Annotated in this window: 10 protein-coding genes; 3 read left to right on the plus strand and 7 right to left on the minus strand. The window is 67.7% G+C overall.

Going from position 1 to position 14583, the window contains the following annotated elements; translation table 11 throughout:
* The first annotated feature begins 41 nt into the window (after positions 1–41).
* Entirely contained in the window at positions 42–917 is an 876-nt protein-coding gene (phhA, locus tag ABIB58_RS10060) for a phenylalanine 4-monooxygenase (protein ID WP_045810488.1), read from the plus strand.
* A gap of 6 nt (positions 918–923) precedes the next feature.
* On the opposite strand, the gene ABIB58_RS10065 is transcribed toward phhA, so the two are convergent.
* From ABIB58_RS10065 to ABIB58_RS10085, 5 genes are read right to left on the minus strand one after another with little or no spacing between them, the layout of a single operon-like run.
* A complete protein-coding gene (locus ABIB58_RS10065) occupies positions 924–2210 on the minus strand; it encodes an MFS transporter (protein ID WP_185224643.1) in 1287 nt (428 codons plus the stop codon).
* A 7-nt stretch (positions 2211–2217) separates the two neighbouring features.
* Positions 2218–3555: an N-succinylarginine dihydrolase gene (astB, locus tag ABIB58_RS10070; RefSeq protein WP_045810195.1), complete on the minus strand. Its 1338-nt coding sequence runs from the start codon at positions 3553–3555 to the stop codon at positions 2218–2220.
* Positions 3552–4967, minus strand: a complete 1416-nt coding sequence (gene astD / locus ABIB58_RS10075) for a succinylglutamate-semialdehyde dehydrogenase (RefSeq protein WP_045810194.1) — start codon at positions 4965–4967, stop codon at positions 3552–3554. The genes astB and astD overlap by 4 nt, the downstream gene beginning before the upstream one ends.
* Entirely contained in the window at positions 4964–5971 is a 1008-nt protein-coding gene (locus tag ABIB58_RS10080) for an arginine N-succinyltransferase (RefSeq protein ID WP_045810193.1), read from the minus strand. The genes astD and ABIB58_RS10080 overlap by 4 nt, the downstream gene beginning before the upstream one ends.
* 1 nt (position 5972) lies before the next feature.
* Positions 5973–7223, minus strand: a complete 1251-nt coding sequence (locus ABIB58_RS10085) for a hydrolase (RefSeq protein ID WP_045810487.1) — start codon at positions 7221–7223, stop codon at positions 5973–5975.
* Between the two features lie 97 nt (positions 7224–7320).
* On the opposite strand from ABIB58_RS10085, the gene ABIB58_RS10090 reads away from it, so the two are divergent.
* Entirely contained in the window at positions 7321–7761 is a 441-nt protein-coding gene (locus ABIB58_RS10090; protein WP_354040679.1) for a hypothetical protein, read from the plus strand.
* 100 nt (positions 7762–7861) lie between these two features.
* Positions 7862–8203 carry an arsenate reductase (glutaredoxin) gene (gene arsC, locus ABIB58_RS10095; protein WP_045810191.1) on the plus strand — a complete coding sequence of 114 codons (342 nt, stop codon included), beginning with the start codon at positions 7862–7864 and terminating at the stop codon, positions 8201–8203.
* A 346-nt stretch (positions 8204–8549) separates the two neighbouring features.
* On the opposite strand, the gene ABIB58_RS10100 is transcribed toward arsC, so the two are convergent.
* Together ABIB58_RS10100 and ABIB58_RS10105 are read right to left on the minus strand one after the other, a co-directional pair.
* Positions 8550–12788: a translocation/assembly module TamB domain-containing protein gene (locus tag ABIB58_RS10100; protein ID WP_354040681.1), complete on the minus strand. Its 4239-nt coding sequence runs from the start codon at positions 12786–12788 to the stop codon at positions 8550–8552.
* Positions 12785–14575, minus strand: a complete 1791-nt coding sequence (locus tag ABIB58_RS10105) for an autotransporter assembly complex protein TamA (protein WP_354040683.1) — start codon at positions 14573–14575, stop codon at positions 12785–12787. The genes ABIB58_RS10100 and ABIB58_RS10105 overlap by 4 nt, the downstream gene beginning before the upstream one ends.
* Positions 14576–14583: the final 8 nt, after the last annotated feature.

Below are 14583 nucleotides of genomic sequence, written 5' to 3' on the forward strand. Positions count from 1 at the left end.
GGCGGCTCCGGGCTAGGATGACGGCAAAAGAGGAATACGCCATGTCCGACTTCGAATACGTCTTCGAACAGCCGCCCGAGGGCGCGGCCGCCGACTGGACCATTCCCCAGAACTGGGCCGCCTACATCGAGGTCGAGCATCAGACCTGGGACACGCTTTACGCCCGGCAGATGAAGATCCTGCCCGGTCGCGCCTGCGACGCCTTCATGCGGGGACTGGACGCACTGGACCTGAACGCCGGCGGCATCCCCGACTTCGACGTGATCAATCCCAAGCTTCAGGCCCTGACCGGTTGGACCGTCGTCTGTGTGCCTGGCCTGGTCCCGGATGAGGTCTTCTTCGACCATCTGGCCAATCGCCGCTTCGTCTCGGGCCAGTTTATCCGCAAGCCGGACCAACTGGATTACCTGCAGGAACCCGACATCTTCCACGACGTCTTCGGTCACGTGCCGATGCTCACCGACCCCGATTTCGCCGCCTATATGGAGGCCTATGGCAAGGGCGGGCAGCGGGCGGCCAGCCTGGGCATGCTGCCGAACCTGGCGCGCCTGTACTGGTATACGGTGGAGTTCGGCCTGATGACGGAGGTGGACGGCCTTCGCATCTACGGCGCCGGCATCGTCTCCTCGGCGACCGAGAGCGTCTTTGCTCTGGACGATCCGTCGCCCAACCGCCTGGGGTTCGACCTGGAGCGGGTGATGCGCACCCTGTACCGGATCGACGATTTCCAGCAGGTCTATTTCGTCATCGACAGCCTGGAAGCCCTGAAGGACGAGACGCTCAAGGACTTCGGGCCGGTCTATGCGGCGCTGAAAGGCAAGGACGACCTCGCCATCGAAACCGTCCTGCCGACCGACCAGGTGTTCACCCGCGGCACCCAGGCCTACGCCCAGCGCGGCGGGCGGTTCGCGGCCTGATCGGCGTCAGGTGTGCGTGATCAGGCTGTTGTGCTTGGTGTCGCGCATACGGATGAAGGTCAGCAGCGACAGTCCGATCATGCCGGTCACGTACCAGAAGAAGACGCTCTCGACGCCCGCGCCCTTAAGCCAGAGCGCCACGTATTCCGCCGTGCCTCCGAACACCGCATTGGCGATGGCGTAAGGCAGAGCGACGCCGAGGGCGCGGATGTGGGCGGGGAACAGCTCCGCCTTCACCACCGCATTGATCGCGGTGTAGCCCGACACGATCACCAGACCGGCCAGCGCCAAAAGGAAGGCGACGAAAGGGCTCTCGACCGTCGATAGGGTCGTCATGATCGGCACGGTGCACAACACCCCCAGCACGCCGAAAGCGATCATCACGGGACGCCGTCCCACCCTGTCCGAAAGCGCGCCGACCGCCGGCTGAAGCAGCATGAAGACGAACAGGGCCGCCGCGCTGATTTCGGTCGCCGTGTTCTTGGAAAACCCGCTCGTATTGACCAGGAACTTCTGCAGATAGGTCGTGTAGGTGTAGAAGGCCAAGGTGCCGCCGGCCGTCAGGCCCAGCACCATGAACGCCTCTTTCGGGTGTTTCAGGATCAGCTGCACGGCGCTGGATTTCGGGGCGTCCTTGGCCTCGGTCGCCTTATGGGTCTCGTCCAGACGGCGACGCAGCCAGAAGACGACGACCGCCAGGCCCGCGCCGACGAAGAAGGGAATGCGCCAGCCCCACGAGGCCAGCGCCGTCTCACTCAACGTATTTTGCAACACGATCAACAGCAGCAGGGCGATCAACTGACCCGAGATCAGGGTGACGTACTGGAAGCTGGACCAGAAGCCTCGGCGATGCGGCTCGGCCATTTCGGACAGATAGGTGGCGCTGGATCCGTATTCTCCGCCGACGCTGAGGCCCTGCAACAGCCGCGCGAACAGCAGCAGCGCCGGCGCCGCCAGTCCGATGGTGGCATAGCCGGGTGTCACGCCGATGATCAGCGAACCCGTGCACATCAGGGTCACCGAGAGGGTCAACCCCGCCTTACGACCTTTGCGGTCGGCATAGACGCCCATGACCCATGCCCCGATGGGCCGCATCAAGAAGCCCACCGCAAACACGGCGGCGGCGCTCAGCAGTTGCGCCGTCGGGTCTTCGCTGGGAAAGAAGACGGGCGCGAAATACAGGGTGAAAGCCGCATAGGCGTACCAGTCGAACCACTCCACCAGATTGCCGGCCGATCCGCCGACGATATTTCTCAATCGGCGGGCGGGGCTCATGGGTGCTGCGGTCGTCATGGCCGGATCAGCCTCTCTGGAAGGGGTAGAAGTCGGTTCCGAGGTTCAGGATCGTCGTCAGTTCGTCCAGCGCGCTGCGGCTTTCCGTGAGCAGGTCAGGGTCGGCCAGATCGCCGGGGCGCAGTTCGTCCCGGTACCAGCGCCCGGCCCAATCCGACAGACGCGCATGCAGGTCGTCCGTCAGGCGCATGGCCGGGTTGGTCGCCGCCAACTCGGCCTCGGTCAGCACGACACGCAGCCGCAGGCAGGCCGGTCCGCCGCCGTTGCGCATCGATTGGCGCACATCGACATACTGCACCCGGCCGATCGGACCGTTGGAGGCGGCCAGCGCTTGCGCCACTGCATGGCTGCGCGGGTTGTCGCGGGTCTCGGTCGGACAGATCAGGGTCAGGCGATCCTCGCCCGGCGCCTGGATCAGCATGGAGTTGAACAGATAGCTCGAAATCGCATCGGCCAGCGGCAGGTCGGCGGACGAGACCTCGACGAAGATCGGCTCGAACAGACCATCGGCCGCGCGGCGAATGGCGGCCTGGGTTGCGGCCGTGTCCTCGAACGCCAGATCGTGGAAGAACAGGGTGTCCAGCGCCCCGACGCAGACCACGTCGTTATGGAAGGTGCCGCCGGCGATGGCGGCGCGGGATTGCTGGGCCAGCACCGGCCGTCCGGCTTCGTGGCGGCGCACGATGGCTTCCGACGCTTCGCGTGTCTGGCGGGCGGGGAAGGGGCCGTCCCAAGGCTCGAACGCCTCGCGACCCCAGACCAGCAGATTGACGCCGCGGCCGCCATGTTCGGCGCACAGGCGAACGTGGTTTGCGGCGCCTTCGTCGGCCAGATGCGCGACCGCGGGCAGGGCATCATGGACGGCGAACCGGCTGGCGTCAGGAAACAGGGCGTCCAGCGCGCGCTTCGTTTGCCGGTGCTCCAGGCTGCGGTGCAGATTGGTGTGCAGATTGGCCGGCGTGAAATGCACCCGGCCGTCGGCGGCGTCGGCGCTGGGCGTCACGGTCGCGGCGTTGGCGGCCCACATGGGCGAGGCCGAACAGGCGGCGGCGGCGAACGAGGGCGCGCTCCGCCAGGCCCGCTCCAGCACCTGGGCGTCCGATCCAGCAAAGCCCAGGGTCCGCAGGAAGGGAATGTTCGGCCGCTCATGCGGCGGCAGGACGAACTGGGGCAGGCCTAGGTCCGCCAGGGTCTTCATCTTGTCGAGGCCCTGAAGCACGGCCGCGCGCGGGTTGGACGCCTCGCCCTTGTTCAGGCTGGACGCCAGATTGCCCGGCGATAGGCCCGCGTAGGAATGGGTCGGTCCGATCAGACCGTCGGCGTTGGCCTCGACAGCGCTGATCATCGCAATCCCTTGATCTCGCCTTCGATGTTGGCGACCGCATCCGCCTCGAAACTGGCGACCGGATAGGCGCAATAGTCGGCGGCGTAATAGGCGCTGGGCCGGTGGTTGCCGCTGGCCCCCAGGCCGCCGAACGGCATGTCGCCGGCGGCGCCCGTCGTCGGCCGGTTGAAGTTGACCACGCCGGCGCGGATGCGGCGGATGAAGTGGTCCCAGTTTTTCGGATCATCGCTGACCAGACCGGCGGACAGGCCGTAGCGGGTCGCATTCGCCGCCTGGATCGCCGCGTCGAACGACCCGACGCGGGTCACCGACAGGAAGGGGGCGAACATCTCTTCGTCCGGCACGTCGATCCCGGTCACGTCGATGATGGCCGGCTTGACGAAGGCGCCCGGAAGGTTGGCGACCGGCCCCGAGGCGCGGATGACCTTGGCCCCCATGTCGATCCGTTCCTGCAACGCCTTCAGCGCCGCTTCGGCCGCATGCGCCGAGATCAGCGGGCCGGCATAGGGTTCGGGATCGCTGTCCCACGGGGCGAAGATCAGCCTGTCGGACAGGGCGGCGATGGCTTCGATGATCGCATCCCCCTGCGGGCCTTCCGGCACGATCAGGCGACGCGCGCACGAGCAGCGCTGGCCGGTGGTGATGAAGGCGGATTGAACCGCGATGCCCGCGACGGCTTCGGCGTCGGCCGCGTCCCACACGACCAGCGGGTTATTGCCGCCCAGCTCCAGCGCCAGGATGACATGCGGATCGTCGGCGAATTTCCTGCGGAAATGCGCGCCCGCCGCGCCCGAGCCGGTGAACATCAGGGCGTCGATGCCGGCGTCCAGCAGGGCCGCGCCCGTCTCGCGCCCGCCTTGGACCACATTGACCACGCCGGTCGGCAGGTCGGCGGCGGCGAAGGCTTCGGTCATCACCTGACCGACCAGGGGCGTTTCTTCCGACGGCTTGAAGACGACGGTATCGCCGGCCAGCAGGGCCGGGACGATATGGCCGTTCGGCAGATGGCCGGGGAAGTTGAACGGGCCAAGCACCGCCGCGACGCCGTGCGGACGGTGCCGCAGGGTCGCGCGGCCAAACGCCGTGTCGCTGGTCCGTTCGCCGGTGCGCTCGTCATAGGCGCGGATCGAGATGTCCACCTTGCCGATCATGGCGGCGGCCTCGGTCTTGGTCTCCCACAGCGGCTTGCCGGTTTCGCGCGCGATGGCCTCGGCGATCTGGGGCGCGCGGTCTTTCAGGACGGCCTGATAGCGTTTGACGCCCTCAATCCGTTCGGCGCGCGGCGCATCGGCCCAGGCGGGGAAGGCGGTGCGGGCGGCGTCGACGGCGGCCTGAACCTGGGCCGGGCTGGCGGCATCGCCCTCCCAGTTGGTCGCTTCGGTGGCGGGATCGGTGGAGGTGAAACGGGTCATGATTTTACTCGCACAGAGTCTCCGCTGCGCACCTTGAGCGCGGCGGCGGTTTCGGCGGTCAGGCGAACGACGTCGCCATCGATGTCGGCCTTGGCGCGAACGGCGCGGAAGGCGGCGACGCTGTCGGTCGAGATAAGGGCCGGTAGTTCGGCCTCGACGCCCTCGACGATCTGAACCGTCAGGCGCCGGGCGTCGCGCACGGTCCGGATATTGTCGCGGCCGCAGGCGACGGTCGGACCGGCGTCGAAGATGTCGACCAGACCATTGGGCCTAAAGCCTTCGCTTTCCAGCAGGGCCATGGCCGGCACGCCTTGCGGATGGACCTTGCCGATCACCGCGCGCGCCGGTTCAGGCAGCAGTTCGACATAGATCGGGTGCCGCGGCGCCAGGTCCAGGATGAACTGCTTGTCCGTCGAGCCGGTCATCCGGTCGGCGTGGTCGAACTCCATCGGAAAGAATTTGTGCGCCACATGGTCCCAGAACGGGCAGGCGCCGTCGGGCGTGAAGACGCCACGCAACTCGGCCAGCACATTGTCGGCGAACAGCTCGGGCTGGGCGCCGATCAGCATGTATCGCGACTGGCTGAGCAGACGGCCCGCGCCGCCCTTTCGCCGATCCGCCTTCAGGAACAGCGAACCGACCTCGGTCCAGCCCGTGCATTCGTTGACCAGAACCAACGTCTGGTGGTCCAGCTTCACCCCCAGCGAGGGCGACTGGACGGTGTTGTTGACGACGCGGAACGAGAAGAAGGGTCGTTTGAGTCCCACCGTCGCCTTGACCGAGCCGACGCCGTCGATGTCGCCCGTGTCGCCGTCTTCCAGCATCAGGGTGTACCAGGCCTCTTGCCACGGCACGCGACCTTCGAAGCTCGCCTGGCTTAGCTCCAGACGATCGGCCAGCGCATCAGGGTCTTCAGGCAGGCTGGTGAAGCCGGGGCCGGACAGGATGGCCAGTTCCAGGAGATGATCGAGATCGGCTGGGCCGGCGGGACGGACGACGAGCATTCTACAGAGTTTCCATCCGCAGGGATTTCAGTTTGGCCGCATCGATTTCGCCCGATGCGATCTTGCACAGGATCAGGGCGCTCAGCTGGGCGCGCTCGACGAAGCTGTCGGGCCAGGCGAACTCCTGATCCGAATGGATGTCGCCGCCCCGCACCCCAAGCGTGTCGATGTTCGGCAGGCCGGCGGCGTGCAGATTGTTGCCCTCGCACACTCCGCCCGACGGTTTCCAGGCGATGGGCTGGCCCAGCAGGGCGCCCGCCTCCGCAACTGCCTCGAACAGGGCGGTCTGGGCGGCGTCCATCGGCTTGGGCGCACGGGTGAAGCCGCCGTGCAGATCCAGCGTCAGACCCTCGAACGGCGGCGTCGCGGCGATGGCCCGCACCGACGCGTCGATCCAGTCGGCCGCCGCCTTGTCCGGCACCCGGACGTTGAAGCGCACCACGGCGTTGTCGGCGACGACGTTCAGCGCGCCCCCGCCCGAAATCTTGGCGACATTGACGGTGACGCCCTCGTGCTGACCGTTCAGTCCGTGAAGGGCGGCGGCGATGATGGCGGCGCCGGCTACCGCATTGCGGCCTTCGTCGAAGGCGCGGCCGGCGTGAGCGGCGCGACCCGTCACGATCAGATGATAGTTGCCGCTGCCCTTGCGGGCGCCGGCCAGCGTGCCGTCCGCCAGCGCCGGCTCGTAGGTCAGGCCGACATGGCCGCGCGCGCCCAGTTCGGCCAGCAGCGGTGCGGACGCCGGCGAGCCGATTTCCTCATCGGGGCTCAGCAGCACCGTCCAGCCGACGCCGTGTCTGTCTGGATGGGTTTCGAACGCCTCCAGTGCGGCCAGCAGCACGCTGATCCCGCCCTTCATGTCGGCGACGCCCGGCCCGTTCAGGGCGCCGTCGGCCCGCGTGGTCACGGTCTGGAACCGGCTGTCGGCGGGGAAGACGGTGTCATAGTGGCCGGTCAGAACGACCTGGATCGGCGCATCCGGCCGGGCGGTGATCTTCAGCGCGTCGGCATGGGCCTCTGTCCGCACCGACCCGTCGTCGGCGACGGTGGTCGAGCCCTGCGTCGGGAGGCGTTCGACACGGGCGGGCAGGGCGCTCGCCGCTGCTTGCAGAACATCCAGCACAGCCTTCAGCCCGGCGGCGTTGCGGCTGCCGGAGTTGATGTTCGCCCAATCGATGGTGCGGCCGATGATCGTCTCGCGTCGCGCGGCGACGTGGTCGAGGACGGCCTGGTCCGAGGTCAGAATCCGCATCGGCCGGACCCTAGACGCCTCGACCTCAAAGGTGAAGGTCGGGGCCTGTAAGTCATCGCCGATCACCGCTAGGTTCCGGCGCGAACAGGGCCGCAAAATGACACGCAAGACGATCGACCTCTGGCTCCGCGCCATGAACCCGCTGAAGCTGCCGCGCGGCATGGCCGAGGCTCAGCGTTCGGCGCGCGCCATGGTGATCGGGCTGGTCATCGCCCTGATCGTCGGCCTGATCCCGACCTGGTGGATGCTCACCTCGGGCTGGTTCGAGACGGCGATGAGCGCGGAATACGCCAAGATGGGTCTGTCGGCGGATCAGGCTGCGATTCAACGCGAGTTCATGAAGGTCATGTGGCCATACTTGATCGCCTCGAGCGCCATCTTCTCCGTCCTGCTCTACAGCGTCTTGGCGGTGGTGCAGTGGCGCACGACGACGCGCGCCATACCGATCATCATGCTGGCGGTGATCGCTTACAGCGTAGTGGCCAATCTGGGGATGCGGCTGCTGGGGACCCTGCCGTCGCCGGATCTTCCGCTGTGATCAACCTGACGACCTGGCCGGCCATGATCGTGTCGGGCGTGATCTATGTCGCGTCGCTGCAGGGCGCCATGCTGCTGCATCGTCTGAAGCAGGAGGCGTGATGTCGGTCGTCCTCTACCACAATCCGAAATGCAGCACGTCGCGCAACGCCCTCGCCCTGTTGCGCGAACAGGGCGTCGAGCCGACGGTGGTCCAATATCTGAAGACCGGATGGGACCGCGAGACGCTGCAGCGATTGGCGTCCAGAACCGGCTTCGGTTTGTCCGGCCTGCTGCGTAAAAAGGAGGCCGACGCCAAGGCGCTGCTGGACGCCGGCGCAGACGACGAAGCCATCCTGGCCGCAGCGATCGACCAGCCGATCCTGATCGAACGTCCGATCGTCGAAACCGACAAGGGCGCCGTGATCGGTCGCCCGGTCGAGCGGGTGCTGAAGATTCTTTAGCCGCCCGCTGACGGGTTGCGCCTCGCAGCCAGCGCATATGCAGAAGCAAACCTACGCCTTTTCCGTGGCTTGAAGGCTAGTATCGGCTTTCATCTAAGCGCGATGTCGAACGGGCTTATATTCGGCGCCCGGTCTTTGATGTCGCCAATGCTTGACCAGATGCCGTGTGTTTTGGGCCTTCAAAATTGCACTTCGTCGCACAGTGCAATTCGGTCCCGTCTTTTTCGTTATGAAAAACAACGGCGCGCTGGGAGAATTGCACGCCGTTGCACCATTTTCGCCGCGTGCAATTGGGCCGCCTAATCCGTTGCGCCTGAGGAAAGCCTGATAGCGGCAGCCGCCGCGCCTAGCGGTTGCGGCCGCCCCGGTTCGGACGACGGTCGCCCGCCTCGCGGCTTTCGTGACGCCAGCGGATCGACAGGCTGGTCTGGCCCTGGCCGCCGAACTGCGAGGCGATGGCGACGTTGCGTCGAGGCTGCCACTCGACCTTGACCGCCGCACCGTTCTGCCCGCCGCCGATGACCTCCAGATAAACATCGTCGGTGATGTAGCGACCGCCCGCGACCGTCACCGCAGACGCATCGCCGCCGAACGACAGCCGGTCCAGCCCCGCCAATTCGCGCAGGTTGCCGATCACGTCGAACCCGCCGCCGCCCGCCAGGGCCGCGACCCCGGCCGCCAGCTGAGCCGCCTCAAAGGCCGACAACTGCGACGCCGAGCGTCCGAACAGCACCTGCGACAGGATTTCGTCCTGGGGAAGGGACGGGGTGGAGGTCAGGGCGATCTTGGGTTCGGCGGCCGTTCCGGTGACGTTGATCGAAGCGGTCAGGGCCGCGTCCTCACGTGTCGCCGCCAGGTTCAGACGGATCTGCTTGGGATCGGTCGACAGGGTGACGCGACCCGTGTCGTCGAATACGAACCGCTTGCCCGCGAACTCATAATCCCCCCGCACCACATTGGCCGTGCCGGTCAGTTGCGGCTGGGCGATGGTGCCGCGCACCCGGGCGTTCACGTCCAGGATCACGTTCAGGCCGCGCCCGTTGACCCGCACCTTGCCGCCGCTGGAACGCAGGACGATGTCCATGCCGATCTGCGGACCGCGCGCCTTCTGCTCGGTCTCCTCCGGATCGCCGCCGGGACGATTGATCTCGACCACATCCATCGAGACGATGCCGGTCGCGCCGGGCAGCTCCGGTTCGATCTTGGCCTCGTCGATGTCGATGCGGCCGCCCAACTGGATATTGCCGTCGGCGCCGCGCACGATGGTGATCGGGCCCGAGGCGCGTGCCTCGGCGATATCGTTGTCGATGACCCGGAAGCGGTTCAGCATCAGTTGCGCGTTCGACCCGGAGCCTTGGCGCAGGCCGATGCGGCCCTGGCCGGACACCGTGCCGCCCTTGCCGTCGTTGGCCGTGAAGGTCTCGATCTGGGCGGCTGTGTCGTCGAACCGGGTCCGCAGCGTCAGGTCGCTGAGCACCAGACCGACCGCGTTCTCGCGATAGGAGCCTTGGCTCAGATCGAACCGGCCGTTCAGGCGCGGTGCGTTCAGCGTCCCGCCGATCGTCGCCTGACCCGCCACCTGACCGGCCAGGCTGCGGTCGCCGCCCAGGAACAGGTCCCAGATCGGCTGGATCTGACCGTTGATCGACACCCGGCCCGACATCTCGCGCGTCCGGGCTATGGCCAGCCGGAGCGGCGCGGCCGAGGCCTCGACCGGCAGCACGACATCGGCGGACGCCTGAACCGCGCCCTCGTCGACCGCCGTCGCCTTGATGCTCAGCCGGTCGCCCGCCAGGGTGGCATCCACGCGTCCGTCGACGGCTAGGCCGCGCGGCGCATCGATGCTGCGCACGTTCTGAAGGGCGATATTGGCCGTGCCCGACAGGTCGCTGCCGGCGCCGCGCAGGGCGACCTGGCCCGTCACGCTGCCGCGCAGTTCAGGCGAGATGGAGCCCAGATCGACCCGCGTCAGGTCGGCCTGGATCGCGGCGCCGCGCGCATCCTGACGCAGGTCGGCCAGCAGCACGCCCCCGCCCACGCCCAGATCCAGATGCGCCGTGCGCGTGGCGCCGTTCAGGGTGATCGAGGCCGGACTGCGGGTCGTGAACGCCACCTCGCGCACCCGACCGCCGCCGCGCAGCGTCAGACCGTGTGTCGCGTTCTGACGCGAATAGACGCCGGTGCCGTTGAACTGGGCCGGGTTGGGGCCGCCCACGTCCAGCGCCAGGGTGAAGGGCAGGTTGTTCAGCGTGCCGCGCCCGTCCAGATCCAGCTTGCGAATGATCCAGCTCTGGCCCGCCAGCCGGACATTGCGGCCGCTGACATCCAGAATGGCGCTGTCCGATCCGCCGCCGTCGGTCAGCCGCACCCGTCCGTTGGCTTCGCCCGAGGCCAGGAAGGCCCCGGCGCGCGCCGAGAAGGTCAGGTCGGCGCTGGAAGGAATGCTGTCGGACAGGGCGATGGCGCCCCTGGCCGTCACGCCGCCAGCGTCCACGTCCAGATCGCTGAGCCGAATGCGCTTGCCGCCCAGGAAGAAGTTGCCCGAGGCGCGCGCCGGACCGTAGTTGGAGCCGCTGACCACCGAAATCCGGCCGTCCGACGCATCCGCGCCCTTGCGGAAGCTCAGCGTCAGGTCGGCGTTGTTCAGCGTCAGCGCGCCGGCCGTCACCTGCTGGAAGCCGGCGGTCAGATCGACGCGCGGTTGAGCCAGGGTGCCGGTCAGGGCGCCGCGTCCGTTCATGTCGCCGCCGATCTCGACCGGCCCGGCCGCGAACGGCCCGCGCGCGTTCCAGTCCAGCGCCAGCCTTAGCTTGCCGGCGGTTTCGATGATGCCCTTGGCCCCCGCCCGCCCGGCCGCGCCGGTCAGTTCGCCGCGCTCGACCTCGATGCGTCCGCCGTTCAGCTTGCCGGCCAGTTGCAGTCGCGGCGTCTTGCCGAGCAGGCGATCCAGCTCGTCCAGACCCACAGTCAGGTTGCGGCCCCGACCGTCGAAGTTCAGCACCCACGGCGCGCCGGCCCGCGCCGACGAGGCCCGGATCGGACCGCCAAAGGCGCCGCGCGCGTCAGGCAGCACGCGCCTGGCGTCGGTCAGTTGCGCCTCGCCGCGGAAGTTCATCCCGCCCAGCAGATTGCGCGAGCCCGAGCCGTTCAGCGTCAGGCCCTGGCCCTGCAGATCGACCTTGGTCAGCAGGATGGCGCCGTCCTTCATCCGCGCCGCCTTCATCTGTACGCGCGGGGCGGGACCCAAAAGGCCGCCGATGATGCCTTCGCCTGATCCGCCGTTGGCGCGAATGTCGCCGTCCAGATCGATGCGGCCGTTCTTGACCGCGACATTCAGCGGTCCGGCGATGCGCGTGGCGCGATAGCTGGCGACATTGGCGTTCAGCAGGCTGACCTGGCCGTCCAGCGTCCAGGTTTGGGCGTCACCCTTGAACAGGCCGGAATAGGCCGCTGGTCCCGCCACATCGGAGCCGACCAGCCGGCTCAGCGAGGCCGTCTGAATATTGAGGCTGATTCCGTCGGGCGAGCTGCGGTCGGAGTTACGGATCAGGCCGCGCGCTTCTGACTGGACGTTGTCGGAAATCAGCTTCCACGCCACGCCCTGGCTGGCCTTGTCCGGCGTTGGCACCATGGCGAAGCCGAACCGCGCAGTACGACCGATCTTCGTGACGAAGGGCGCCAGCAGGTCCGAGTTGCTGAAGTCGGCGAAGCCCGCCACGCGCGAGCCCTTGTCGCCGAAATGGCCCTGGACGATCAGGGGGACGAACTGTCCCGTCTGGACCCGCGCATTGACCACATCGGTGTTCAGAACCGCGACCGCCGAGAACGGCTGATCCGGCGAATAGCCGAGAGCGCCCGCCAGCGGTCCGCCCTGGGCCTCATTGGCGCGCAGGTTCAGGCGCGTGTCTTCCAGCTTGCCGCCGAAGGTCGCCGCCAGACGCAGGAAATCGCCCGGTCGGTTCAGGCTGTCGGCGTTGACCGTCGCGCTCTTGGCGCCCGTGCGCGGCAGACTGGCGTTCCCCGACAGGCTCCAACGGCCGTATTCCTTAGAGAAACCTTCCATCAGTTCGATGTTGGCCGCGAACTTGTCGATCCGGACCGAGATCGGCTGGGGGCTGGGCGGCTCGCCGGTGGGCGGCTCGACCACGGGCCGACGCAGGACGCGAATGGTCTCGGCCTTGATGTCGTTGGCATGGAAGCTGCGGCGCAGCAGGGCCAGATAAGACCAGTCCATGCTGAGGTTGTTCGCCTCCAGCCAGATGCCCTGACTGTCGGCCAATGTGATGCGGTCGATGGTGAAATCGCTGAGCAGGTCGCCTTTCAGCCCATAGACCTTCAGCCGGCCGTAGCGGCTGATCTTCAGGTCCTGGAGCCGTTGCAGCACCATTTCGCGACCGCCGTCCGAGGCGATATAGGCGCGCCCTCCGACCAGGGCGGCGGCGATCAGCACCAGCAGTCCGGCCAGCACCACGCCCACGCCCAGGGTGATGCGTCTGACCAGCCCGCGACGCGGCTTTGCGGGCCGCGCGGTCTTGGCCGACGTCGTCGCGTCTTCAGGCCTGGCTTCGGGCGGTGTATCGGTCAAAACGCCTGCCCGATGCTGATGTAGATCTGGAAGGCCGAGTCGCCCTCACGCTTGTTCAGCGGCATGGCGACATCCGCCCGGATCGGCCCGAACGGCAGCATGTAGCGCACGCCCACGCCCGCGCCGTAGCGCATGTTGGTCAGGTTCGGCGTCTCCTGGAAACCCACGGACCCGGCATCGACGAAGGCGACGGCCTGGAAGCTCTGACCGATCGACTGGCGCACCTCGAACGAGGTTTCGAACAGCGACAGACCGCCCCGTGGCGTGCCGTCCGGCAGCTGCGGATTGACGTTCTGGTACGAATAGCCCCGCACCGAACCGCCCCCGCCGGAATAGAACAGACGGTCGGCCGGCACGTTCAGCTCGCTGCCGCCGACGATGGAGCCGATCTTCATCCGCCCGGCCAGAATGGTGCGATCACCCGCGACGGGGAAGTAGGCGGTGCCTTGCGTTTCGGTCCGCAGGAACAGGATGTTGCTCTCGCCGGTCACCGCCGTCGGCTGCACCGCCAGATTGACCCGCCAGCCCTTGGTCGGGTTCAGCGGATCGTTGGAATGCTCGATGTAGGCGCTGGTCCGCGCGGTGATGATCGCCAGATCACGGTCAAAGGTCACGCGCTGCGGGGGCAGGGTGGTGAAGTCGTAGCGGGTCTCGCTGTAGCGCCCGGCGTCCAGCCCGATTCCGTAGTTGAAATAGGAGGTCTTGCCGATCCGCTGTTGCAGGTCGGCGTACAGAACCACGGCCGTCCGCAGATAGGCGTCGGTGTCCTCGTTGACGACCGCCGCGCCCAGCTTCAGCGTCCGGCCGGGGCGTCGCCAGTGGGGCAGGGACAGGTCGGCGCCGATCCGGCTGTCGATGTCGGCCAGTCGTGCTTCCAGCCTCAGGGTATCCGCGCGGCCGAAGCGATTGTAGCGGGTCTGGATCACGTCCACGCCCGCGCCCTCGGCCGTCGACCAGGTGGCGCCGGCCTCCAGTACGCGACGGGGGCGGTCCTGCAGGCTGACCACGACGGGGCGATGACCATCGGCGGTGATCTGATCCAGCGGCGACAGCGCGACGCTGACGCCGTCATAGACGCCGGTGTCCAGCAACCGGCGTTCCAGTTCCGCGACCATCTCGGGATCGTAGCGATCGCCCTCGTTCCACGGCGCCAGACCCGCGACCCAGGCGGCATTGGTGCGGCCTTGGCTGGTCAGGCGCACGCCGTCCAGACGCACCAGCGCGCCGGAGGCGATGCGATACTCGGGCGCGACGGTGAAGGCCGCGTGATCCACCACGACACGGCGCGGATTGGCATTGGCGTCGGCATAGCCGTCACGCACCAGCGCCGCCACGGCCCGACCCTCGCCGGATATGACGTCCGCCGCCCGCCCCGGATCGCCGGCCTTCAGGGCAACGGCGTCTTTGGCCTTGTCCGCCGCCTCGGCCTCCGGCGCGGGATCGGCCCACTGGATCGTCGGATCGGTCAGCACGAAACGGCGCCCTGGTTCGACCGAAACCACCGCGATCGGCGTCTCCTCGCCCTCGACGATGTCTTCGACGACCGGTTGATAGTAGCCTTCGGATCGCAGCAGGGCGGTCGCCGAGGTCACGGCGCTTTCGGCGCGACGACGCGCCTCGAAGCGGCTGGCCGGCGCGCCGTCCACCTCGCCGACGGCCCGCTCCAGTGCCCGCCGCAGATCGCCGTCCATGTCGCCCCGAATCTGCGCGCGGGGTTCCGCCGCCGCTGCATGGGCGCAGGCCGAAAACGCCGCGAGGGCGACCAGCAGGGTAGGCCTGAACGTCAAACTCGATC

The sequence above is a fragment of the Brevundimonas sp. UYEF29 genome (assembly GCF_040546195.1).
Classification (GTDB): domain Bacteria; phylum Pseudomonadota; class Alphaproteobacteria; order Caulobacterales; family Caulobacteraceae; genus Brevundimonas; species Brevundimonas huaxiensis.

Bases quoted from the DNA above. Each gene is read 5' to 3' on its own strand.
- phhA (WP_045810488.1), top strand. From the start codon at position 42: ATGTCCGACTTCGAATACGTCTTCGAACAGCCGCCCGAGGGCGCGGCC.
- ABIB58_RS10065 (WP_185224643.1), bottom strand. From the start codon at position 2,210: ATGACGACCGCAGCACCCATGAGCCCCGCCCGCCGATTGAGAAATATC.
- astB (WP_045810195.1), bottom strand. From the start codon at position 3,555: ATGATCAGCGCTGTCGAGGCCAACGCCGACGGTCTGATCGGACCGACC.
- astD (WP_045810194.1), bottom strand. From the start codon at position 4,967: ATGACCCGTTTCACCTCCACCGATCCCGCCACCGAAGCGACCAACTGG.
- ABIB58_RS10080 (WP_045810193.1), bottom strand. From the start codon at position 5,971: ATGCTCGTCGTCCGTCCCGCCGGCCCAGCCGATCTCGATCATCTCCTG.
- ABIB58_RS10085 (WP_045810487.1), bottom strand. From the start codon at position 7,223: ATGCGGATTCTGACCTCGGACCAGGCCGTCCTCGACCACGTCGCCGCG.
- ABIB58_RS10090 (WP_354040679.1), top strand. From the start codon at position 7,321: ATGACACGCAAGACGATCGACCTCTGGCTCCGCGCCATGAACCCGCTG.
- arsC (WP_045810191.1), top strand. From the start codon at position 7,862: ATGTCGGTCGTCCTCTACCACAATCCGAAATGCAGCACGTCGCGCAAC.